Below are 1,198 nucleotides of genomic sequence, written 5' to 3' on the forward strand. Positions count from 1 at the left end.
TGTACCAGTCGGTGCCGTTCCGGCAGGACACCTCCTATCTGGCGATCGGTGAGCGGACGAACGCGAACGGGTCGAAGAAGTTCCGTGAGGCCATGCTGGAGGGCCGCTGGGACGACTGTGTGGAGATGGCGCGCGAGCAGATCCGCGAGGGCGCGCACATGCTCGATCTGTGTGTGGACTATGTCGGCCGGGATGGTGTGGCGGACATGGTGGAGCTGGCGGGGCGGCTGGCGACGGCGTCGACGCTGCCGATCGTGCTGGACTCCACGGAGGTGGAGGTCCTTCAGGCCGGTCTGGAGCGGCTGGGTGGCCGTGCGGTGATCAACTCGGTGAACTACGAGGACGGCGACGGCCCGGAGTCGCGGTTCGTGAAGGTCACCAGGCTGGCGCGGGAGCACGGGGCGGCGCTGATCGCGCTGACGATCGACGAGGAGGGCCAGGCCCGTACCCCGGAGAAGAAGGTCGAGATCGCCGAACGGCTGATCGCGGATCTGACGGGGAACTGGGGCATCCGGGAGGAGGACATCCTCATCGACACCCTGACCTTCACGATCTGCACGGGTCAGGAGGAGTCCCGCAAGGACGGCATCGCCACCATCGAGGCGATCCGCGAGCTGAAGAAGCGGCACCCGGCGGTGCAGACCACCCTCGGTCTGTCGAACATCTCCTTCGGTCTGAACCCGGCCGCGCGGATCCTGCTGAACTCCGTCTTCCTGGACGAGTGTGTGAAGGCGGGGCTTGACTCGGCGATCGTGCACGCCTCGAAGATCCTGCCGATCGCGCGGTTCAGCGAGGAGGAGGTGCGGACCGCGCTCGATCTGGTCTACGACCGCCGCGCCGAGGGCTACGACCCGCTGCAGAAGCTGATGCGGTTGTTCGAGGGGGCGACGGCGAAGTCGCTGAAGGCGGGCAAGGCCGAGGAGCTGGCCGCGCTGCCGCTGGAGGAGCGGCTGAAGCGGCGGATCATCGACGGGGAGCGCAACGGTCTGGAGGCCGACCTGGACAGCGCCCTTCGGGAGCGTCCGGCGCTGGACATCGTGAACGAGACGCTGCTGGACGGGATGAAGACCGTCGGTGAGCTGTTCGGTTCGGGGCAGATGCAGCTGCCGTTCGTGCTGCAGTCCGCCGAGGTGATGAAGGCCGCGGTCGCGCACCTGGAACCGCACATGGAGAAGTCGGACGCCGAGGGCAAGGGCAC

At 67.5% G+C, this 1,198-nt stretch carries 1 protein-coding gene; it reads left to right on the plus strand.

The annotated features are described in order from the left end of the window. Nucleotides 1-1,198 (plus strand): dihydropteroate synthase (locus AB0927_RS40975; protein WP_366672965.1); only part of this gene is annotated, 1,198 nt, incomplete at both ends.

Origin of the sequence: Streptomyces sp. NPDC048106, from assembly GCF_040706415.1 — a bacterium.
In the GTDB taxonomy this organism is placed as follows: Bacteria; Actinomycetota; Actinomycetes; order Streptomycetales; family Streptomycetaceae; genus Streptomyces.